At 72.9% G+C, this 8022-nt stretch carries 11 protein-coding genes; 6 read left to right on the forward strand and 5 right to left on the reverse strand.

Features of this window, described 5'->3' with window-relative positions; translation table 11 throughout:
• Window positions 1–231: 231 nt before the first annotated feature.
• Window positions 232–795: a DUF6232 family protein gene (locus E1166_RS27600; RefSeq protein WP_132342835.1), complete on the reverse strand. Its 564-nt coding sequence runs from the start codon at window positions 793–795 to the stop codon at window positions 232–234.
• A 97-nt stretch (window positions 796–892) separates the two neighbouring features.
• Between E1166_RS27600 and E1166_RS27605 the strand changes: the two genes are divergently transcribed.
• The 4 genes from E1166_RS27605 (at window position 893) to E1166_RS27620 (ending at window position 5345) form a co-directional block, all read left to right on the forward strand.
• Window positions 893–1666 (forward strand): enoyl-CoA hydratase-related protein, encoded by a 774-nt coding sequence (locus E1166_RS27605; RefSeq protein WP_132342836.1) that lies wholly within the window; start codon window positions 893–895, stop codon window positions 1664–1666.
• 105 nt (window positions 1667–1771) lie between these two features.
• Window positions 1772–3394, forward strand: a complete 1623-nt coding sequence (locus E1166_RS27610) for an acetolactate synthase (RefSeq protein ID WP_132342837.1) — start codon at window positions 1772–1774, stop codon at window positions 3392–3394.
• 167 nt (window positions 3395–3561) lie between these two features.
• Entirely contained in the window at window positions 3562–4533 is a 972-nt protein-coding gene (locus E1166_RS27615) for an ATP-binding cassette domain-containing protein (protein ID WP_132270974.1), read from the forward strand.
• Window positions 4530–5345, forward strand: a complete 816-nt coding sequence (locus tag E1166_RS27620; RefSeq protein ID WP_132342838.1) for an ABC transporter permease — start codon at window positions 4530–4532, stop codon at window positions 5343–5345. The genes E1166_RS27615 and E1166_RS27620 overlap by 4 nt, the downstream gene beginning before the upstream one ends.
• A gap of 146 nt (window positions 5346–5491) precedes the next feature.
• On the opposite strand, the gene E1166_RS27625 is transcribed toward E1166_RS27620, so the two are convergent.
• Genes E1166_RS27625 through E1166_RS27635 form a run of 3 tightly spaced genes read right to left on the reverse strand, consistent with a single transcriptional unit; the run spans window position 5492 to window position 6622 of the window.
• Entirely contained in the window at window positions 5492–5905 is a 414-nt protein-coding gene (locus tag E1166_RS27625; RefSeq protein ID WP_132271048.1) for a PLD nuclease N-terminal domain-containing protein, read from the reverse strand.
• Window positions 5906–5933: 28 nt separating this feature from the next.
• Window positions 5934–6233, reverse strand: coding sequence for a DUF202 domain-containing protein (locus tag E1166_RS27630; protein WP_132342839.1), 300 nt, complete (start codon window positions 6231–6233; stop codon window positions 5934–5936).
• Window positions 6230–6622, reverse strand: coding sequence for a DUF202 domain-containing protein (locus E1166_RS27635; protein ID WP_132342840.1), 393 nt, complete (start codon window positions 6620–6622; stop codon window positions 6230–6232). The genes E1166_RS27630 and E1166_RS27635 overlap by 4 nt, the downstream gene beginning before the upstream one ends.
• Window positions 6623–6663: 41 nt before the next feature.
• Here E1166_RS27635 and E1166_RS27640 point away from each other — a divergent pair, with 41 nt between their 5' ends.
• On the forward strand, window positions 6664–7461 hold the full coding sequence (locus E1166_RS27640) for a GNAT family N-acetyltransferase (protein WP_132342841.1): 798 nt from the start codon (window positions 6664–6666) through the stop codon (window positions 7459–7461).
• A gap of 2 nt (window positions 7462–7463) precedes the next feature.
• On the forward strand, window positions 7464–7871 hold the full coding sequence (locus tag E1166_RS27645) for a hypothetical protein (protein WP_132271043.1): 408 nt from the start codon (window positions 7464–7466) through the stop codon (window positions 7869–7871).
• Here E1166_RS27645 and E1166_RS31640 read toward each other — a convergent pair.
• Window positions 7843–8022 (reverse strand): hypothetical protein (locus E1166_RS31640; protein WP_207914578.1); only part of this gene is annotated, 180 nt, incomplete at its 5' end. The genes E1166_RS27645 and E1166_RS31640 overlap by 29 nt on opposite strands.

Raw genomic sequence — 8022 nt, forward strand, 5'->3', positions numbered from 1 at the left:
GTGGGGGTGGGGGCGGGGCGAGCGTCACCGGCAGGCATCCGTCGGCGGCCGGTGCGATCCCCGCGGCGGTTCGGTCAGGCGATCCACCTGCGCGATCAGGTTGGTAGCTTCCGACCAGCCACCAGCCACCAGCCACCAGCCTGCCCTCGGTGACAGCCCGTCGTCCGCCGTCGCCGTCCAGGCCCGGCCACTGCGGGCGGCGTGAGTTGCGTTCTGGAGCGAGCAGGACACCTACGGCCTACCGCGCGGGCTGGGACTGCTGCCCGACGAGCCGATCCCTCTGTGCGGCGCCGGTGGTCGGGCCGCCGCGGCGGACGCCGGTGCGTGCCCTCTCGGATCCGGTGGGCGGTTCTCCATGGCCCGTTGCGCCGCCCGGTAGATCTGCCCGAAGCGCAGCGCGTCCCCGGTGCGCAGCAGCAGCACCGGCTGGCCGCGCCAGCGCGCCCACATCTCCAGTTGCCGGCTGCCCCGCGCGTACGACCGGTCCAGGAACTCGAAGAGGAGGTCGGCGATCGGGCCGACGGCGAGCCCGACCAGCACCGAGGTGCCCACGATGGCGAGCGTGACGGTGGGGGAACGGCGCAGCCAGACCGCGAGCGCGATGCCGAGCGCGGCGGCGACCAGCGGCCCGGCCAGCGCCGCGCCGATCGCGCCCCGGCCGGCCAGCACCCGCCAGGACCGGCTGCCCCGCCGGTGCCAGAGCATGCCGATTTCGGCCACCGGGTAGGCCCGTCCCTCGATCCGGATGGCGGTGGAGGTGACCTGCACCGACCTGTCGTCGTAGTAGGTGATCATGTTTCGACTCCCGGTGCGGGGGCTGACCTGAGACTACGTACCCAACGACCCCGGCCGTAAGGTTGGCACGCGACTTCGACGAGGAAGTGAGGGCAGCGTGAGCGAGTTCGTGCGGCTGGAGACCCTGGACGGCATCGGCACCATCCGGCTGGAGCGGCCGCCGATGAACGCCCTCAACACGCAGGTGCAGGAGGAGTTGCGCGCCGCCGCGGCGGCGGCCACCGTCGACCCCGACGTCCGCGCGGTGATCGTGTACGGCGGAGAGAAGGTCTTCGCCGCCGGCGCGGACATCAAGGAGATGGCCGACATGTCCTACGTGGACATGGCCGCGCGCGCCGCCGATCTGTCCAGCGCCCTCGGCGCGATCGCCCGGATACCCAAGCCGGTGGTCGCGGCGATCACCGGGTACGCCCTTGGTGGCGGCTGCGAGCTGGCCCTGGCCTGCGACTGGCGGATCGTGGCCGAGGACGCCAAGCTCGGCCAGCCGGAGATCCGACTCGGCATCATCCCCGGCGCGGGCGGCACCCAGCGGTTGGCCCGCCTGGTCGGCCCGGCCCGGGCGAAGGATCTGATCATGACCGGCCGGATGGTCGACGCGGCAGAGGCGCTGCGAATCGGCCTGGCCGACCGGGTGGTCCCGGCGGCCGAGGTCCGTGCCGCGGCGGTCGAGCTGGTCACCCCGTTCCTGACCGGCCCGGTGCAGGCGCTACGCGCCGCCAAGCTGGCCGTCGACGGTGGGCTGGACATGGACCTCAACTCCGGCCTGGCCTGGGAGAGCCAGCTCTTCGCGGCGCTGTTCGCCACCGACGACCGGCGCGAGGGCATGGCCGCGTTCGTCGAGAAGCGCAAGCCGGACTTCACCGGCCGCTGATCCGCCCTCGGGCCGGCGCCCGCTCGCCGGCCCGACCAGGGGCGGTTCACATTCCCCGTACCGGCCAGTAGCGTGTGACAACCGGCAGGCGACGAGGGAGCGGTGATGACGGAACGGGTCGAGGGGCACGGCGGAGAGCTGGCGCTGGCCGCGCTGCGCGCGCACGGCGTACGGGAGATGTTCACCCTCTCCGGCGGCCACGTCTTCCCGCTCTACGACGCCGCGCACCGCACCGGCTTCCCGCTCTACGACGTCCGGCACGAGCAGTCGGCGGTCTTCGCCGCCGAGGCGGTGGCCAAACTCCAGCGCCGCCCCGGCCTGGCCGTGCTCACCGCCGGTCCCGGCGTCACCAACGGCGTCTCCGGGCTGACCAGCGCCTACTTCAACGCCTCGCCCGTACTGGTGCTGGGCGGGCGGGCGCCGCAGTTCCGCTGGGGCTCCGGCAGCCTGCAGGAGCTGGACCACCTTCCGCTGGTCGCCCCGGTGACCAAGCACGCCGAGACGGTGTTCAGCGCCGACGACATCCCACGTGCGGTCCACGCCGCGCTGACCGCCGCACTCACCCCGCACCGCGGTCCCGCCTTCCTCGACTTTCCCCTGGAGGCCGTCTTCTCCGTCGGCGACGCCGAGCTGCCCGAGGTCACCCCGGTCGCCCCGATCGAGGCCGACCCGGACGAGGTCGCGAAGGCCGCCCGCCTGGTCGCCGACGCGCGGCGCCCGGTGATCATCGCCGGTTCCGACGTGTACGCCGGTGACGCGGTCGCCGCCCTGCGGGCGGCCGCCGAGGCGTTGCGGGTGCCCGTCTTCACCAACGGCATGGGCCGCGGCGCGCTGCCGCCGCAGCACCCGCTCGCCTTCGCCAAGGCCCGCCGGGTCGCCCTCAAGGGCGCCGACGTCGTCGTGGTCGTCGGCACCCCGCTCGATTTCCGGCTGAGCTTCGGCGACTTCGGCGACGCCGCCGTGGTGCACGTCGTCGACGCCCCCGGTCAGCGCGCCGGGCACGTCCAGCCGGCCGCCAGCCCCGCCGGCGACCTGCGGCTCATCCTCACCGCCTTCGCCGAGCACACCGGCGACCGGGCCGACCACGACGACTGGATCGCCCAACTCCGGGTCGCCGAGGACGCCGCGAAGGCCCGCGACGCCGAGGAGATGACCGCCGAGACCGACCCGATCCGGCCGGCCCGGATCTACGGTGAGCTCCGCCGGGTCCTCGCGGCGGACGCGATCACCATCGGTGATGGCGGCGACTTCGTCTCGTACGCCGGGAAGTACCTGGAGCCGGCACAGCCCGGCACCTGGCTCGACCCCGGCCCGTACGGCTGCCTCGGCACCGGCATGGGCTACGCGATGGGTGCCCGGGTCACCCACCCGGACCGGCAGATCTGCGTGCTGATGGGCGACGGTGCCGCGGGGTTCTCGCTGATGGACGTCGAGTCCCTGGTGCGGCAGAAGCTCCCGGTGGTCATCGTGGTGGGCAACAACGGCATCTGGGGTCTGGAGAAGCACCCGATGCGGGCCATGTACGGCTACGACGTCGTCGCCGACCTCCAGCCGGAACTGCGCTACGACCGGGTGGTCGAGGCGCTCGGCGGCGCGGGGGAGACGGTGGCCAAGGCCGCCGACCTCGGTCCGGCCCTGGCGCGCGCCTTCGACGCCGGGGTGCCGTACCTGGTCAACGTGCTCACCGACCCGGCCGACGCGTACCCCCGCTCGTCGAACCTGGCCTGAGCCGCTCGGCCGCGCCGGCCGTCCCACGGCCGGCGGCCGGTCCGGCCGGTGATCGTAAATCAGCGGAACCTCGGCGCCCGTCGTCGTAGGGTCGGCTTCGTGCCCGACAAAGTGTCACACCCGTCGGGCAGGGTGGGAGACCGACCAGCGATGACGGGAGTTTCCGCATGACCTACGCGATCCGTGCCGAAGGGTTGGTGCGCCGGTTCGGCGAGACCACCGCCCTGGCCGGAGTCGATCTGGCAGTCCCCACCGGGACGGTCTTCGGCCTGCTCGGGCCGAACGGCGCCGGCAAGACCACGACGGTGCGGGTGCTCGCCACCCTGCTCGCCGCCGATGAGGGGCACGCCACCGTCGGCGGCTACGACGTGCGCCGCGACCCGCACCGGGTGCGACAGCTGATCGGCCTCACCGGCCAGTACGCCTCGGTCGACGAGGCCCTCACCGGCACCGAGAACCTGCTGCTCATCGGCCGGCTGCTCGGGCTGAGCCGGGCACAGGCCCGGGCCCGTGCCGCCGAACTGCTCGCCGACTTCCAGCTCACCGACGCCGCCGGCCGGGCGGCGAAGACCTTTTCCGGCGGGATGCGCCGCCGCCTCGACCTGGCAGCCAGCCTGGTCGGCCGGCCGCAGGTGCTCTTCCTCGACGAGCCGACCACGGGGCTGGACCCACGCAGCCGCAACGAGCTGTGGGACATCGTCCGCACCCTGGTCGCCGACGGCGTGACGGTGCTGCTGACCACGCAGTACCTCGAGGAAGCCGACCAACTCGCCAGCGAGATCGCGGTGGTCGACCACGGTCGGGTGATCGCCCAGGGCACGCCGGAGGAGCTGAAGGCGAAGACCGGCGGCCAGGTGCTCACCGTCCGCCCGACCGACCCGGCCGACCTGCCGACGGTGCTGGCGGTCGCCGGTGAGGTGGCGCGGGCCACTCCCGAGGTCGTCCAGACCACGGTCACCGTCCCGGTCAACGACCCGGATGTGCTGCCCACGGTGGTCCGCCGGCTCGACGCCGCCGGCGTTCCAGTGGCCGAGCTGGCGCTGCGCGGCGCCAGTCTGGACGAGGTCTTCCTCTCCCTCACCGGGCACCGGGCCGAGCAGGACGCCGACACCGACGCCATGGAAGAGAGCCTGGCATGACCGCCGCCACCGCGACCCCCGCCACCCTGCCGGCTCCGGCTCGCCGCCTGGGCGTCGTCGCCGGGCTGCGCCACACCGCCACCCTGTCCTGGCGAAGCCTGGTGCAGATCAAGCACAACCCGATGGAACTGCTCGATCTGAGCATCCAGCCGGTCATGTTCGTGCTGCTCTTCACGTACGTCTTCGGCACCGCGATCGCCGGCTCGTCCGGCGACTACCTGCGCTTCATGCTCCCCGGCATCATGGTGCAGAACGCCCTGTTCGCCACGATGACCACCGGGTTCGGCCTCAACCAGGATCTGACCAGGGGCGTCTTCGACCGGTTGCGGGCCCTGCCGATCGCCCGGTGGGCGCCGCTGGCCGGGCGGATCCTCGCCGACACGGTCAAGCAGGCATGGTCGATCGCCCTGCTGCTGGCGGTGGGCATGATCCTCGGGTTCCGGGTCGGCAACGGCCTGCTCGGTGTGCTCGCCGCCTTCGCGCTGCTGCTGGCCTTCACCCTCGCCGCGTCGTGGATCTCGGTGCTGGTCGGGGTGCTGGTCAACGAGCCGGAGAAGGTGCAGATCTTCGGCTTCATGGTGATCTTCCCGCTCACCTTCACCAGCAACATCTTCGTGCCCACCGAGCGGATGCCCGGCTGGCTCCAGCACTGGGTGGAGATCAACCCGGTCACCATCGTCGCGGACGCCCTGCGTGGCCTGTTGGTCACCGGTCCGGTCGCCGGCCCGGTGGCACAGACCCTGCTCTGGGCGGTCGGCCTGGCCGCCGTCTTCGCCCCGCTCGCCGTGCGGGCGCTCCGGCGACGGGTGTGACCCGAACGGCACCGACCGGCGGCTCGCCTGCCGGTCGGTGCCGTTCGGCTGTCCGCCTCCCCCGGTCCAGCCGCCACAGGCCCTCCCCGACATGGCGTCTCTCACCCGGCACTGCGTCGGCGTGACGCGGCGGACCGGTCCCGGCGTCAGACCTCCGGGCGGTCGCCCTCGCGGGGCGGGCCGTCCTCGCGGCGGGGCGCGTCGTCGTCGTGCTCGCGGCGGCGCAGGTCGTCCTCGCGGCGGCGGAGATCCTCCTCCCACCGGCGGAACAGTTCCGCGTCGTCGCGACGGGACCGCTCGGCGATGGACCGGAGGAACTCGGCGTCGTCGTCGGGGGCCAGCGGTGGGTGCCGGTCGCGGCCACCCGGCCCCGCCGCGACCGGTCGCCCGGCGAGGAACCAGGCGATCGACCCGACCAGCGGCACGAAGAGGATGAGCGGCACCCAGACGACGCGGGGCAGCCGCCGTACCTGATCCTCCTCGGCGGAGAGGCAACTGATCAGCGCGCAGACCGCGAGCACGGTCGTCGCCAGGAAGAGCAGGATGGACAGCCGGACCATGTCCCCATGATGACCCACGCCGGCGGGTTCACCACACGCCGCGCAGCACCAGGGGTACGGACAGCAGCGCCACCCCGGCGGTAGCCAGCGCGACCGACGGCAGACTGCGGGTGTCCACGCCCAGCGGCCCCCGGCCGGCGGCCCGTCCCCAGAGCGCCACCAGCGCACCGGCCCAGAGCAGCACCACGGCTGCGGCCAGCACCGCCCCGGTGACTCCGCCGGTCAGGGCCAGCCGGAGCGCCAGCCCGGCCACCACGGTCATGGTCAGGCCGGTCCGCCGCCACGCCAGGCGGGTGCGCTCGGGTTGCCGCCCCGGATCCCGGGTCATCGGCCGCCGAGACCCTTCACCAGCACCGCGCCCAGCAGTAGCAGCGCCCCGAGCGCCACGAGCAGGGCCAGTACGGCCGGGAAACGGGACACAGGCAGTTCCTCGCCGAGCCGGATGGCCCGCTCCGTACGCGTCCAGTGGTTCACCGCGCGAATCGCGACGGTGGCGCCGAGCAGCAGCAACGCGACGGCGATCGCCTCCCGCAGGTGCCGCAGCGGCAGCGGCGGCAGAAACTGGGCGGCGGCCAGCCCGCCGGCGATCAACGCCAGCCCGGTCCGCAGCCAGGCCAGGAACGTCCGTTCGTTGGCCAGGGAGAAGCGGTAGTCGGGGGTGGTGCCCACCCGCTTGACCTCGGACGGGTCGAACCACCGCCTGATCACCTCGCGCACGGTGCCGATTATCCGCTTTACGTCCGGCATAGCCTGGACGGATGACCGATCTTGACGCCAGCACGCTGCGCGCCGCCTACGACGCCCAACTCCGTCCGGAGATCCCCGATCCGGTGCCCGCCGGGGTGACCGTCGAGCGGGACGGACCCCTGGTGCGGATCCTCGGCCTGGACCAGCGGGGTTTCCTCACGTACCGCACCCTGGACGGGCTCGCCGGCGTGGAACTGGACGCGTTGATCGCCCGCCAGGTCGAGTTCTTCCGGCGGCGTGGGGAGGGCGTCGAGTGGAAGCTCAACGGACACGACGAGCCGGCCGACCTCGCCGAACGGCTGCGGGCCGCCGGTTTCGTGCCCGAGGACCGGGAGACCGTCCTGGTCGGGCCGGTCGCGCCGCTGGCGGCGGCCGTCCCGGTTCTGCCCGAAGGGGTACGCCTGCGCGAGGTTACCAGCCGAGAGGACCTGGAGCGGATCGCCGGGATGGAGGAGGAGGTCTGGGGCTCGGACCGGAGCCACCTCGTCACCGGCTTGGCGAAGGAGATCGCCGCCGACCCGCAGTCGATCACGGTCGTGGTGGCGGAGGCCGACGGCGTCGTGGTCAGCGCCGGATGGGTTCGTTACGTGGCGAACACCGGCTTCGCCGGACTCTGGGGCGGTTCGACGCTGCCTCGGTGGCGACGCCAGGGCATCTACCGGGGGCTGGTCACGTACCGGGCCCGGCTGGCCGCGCAGCGTGGGAAGACGTTGCTCCAGGTGGACGCCTCGGAGAACAGCCGGCCGATCCTGCAGCGACTCGGCTTCGTGCCGGTCACCACCACGACCCCGTACGTCTACACTCCGTGATGATGGAGCAGCGGCTGACGGACGAGGAGTTGTCGGTCCTCAAGACGGGCGCTTTCGGTGCCGTCTATCTGGTGTCGAACGCCGATCCGGGCATCTTCGCGATGATCCGGGAGAGCTTCGCGGCCTCCGGTGTGCTGGGTGCGACCAGCGGGGTGGTGAGAACGGCGCTCACCACCGGGCCGTTGCCCCGGCTGCCCCAGGAATCGCCCGCGGCGATCGAGTCGGTGGTGCTGCCCGCCCTGCGTCGCGGAATCGACGTGTTGCGCGCGAAGTCACCCGACGAGGTCGCGGTGTATCAGGACGTGGTGCTTGCCGCCGCGGACCGGGTCGCGCGCGCGGACGGGGGAGTCTCGCCGGCCGAGGCAGCCGCGATCGCACACATCAGAGCAGCCCTGAGCACCCCCTCCTGACGCCCTCTTCGCCCGCACATCCCGCCAGCCCTCGTCCCGCCAGCGCCCGGCCCCGCCCATCTCCCGCGTTGATCATGAAGTTGATTGCCGGAGAGTCGGGCAGTTCGCCCGTCATCATCATGATCGACGCCTGGATGAGGGGGGTGAGCTG

This window comes from Micromonospora sp. KC213 (assembly GCF_004348325.1).
GTDB lineage: Bacteria > Actinomycetota > Actinomycetes > Mycobacteriales > Micromonosporaceae > Micromonospora.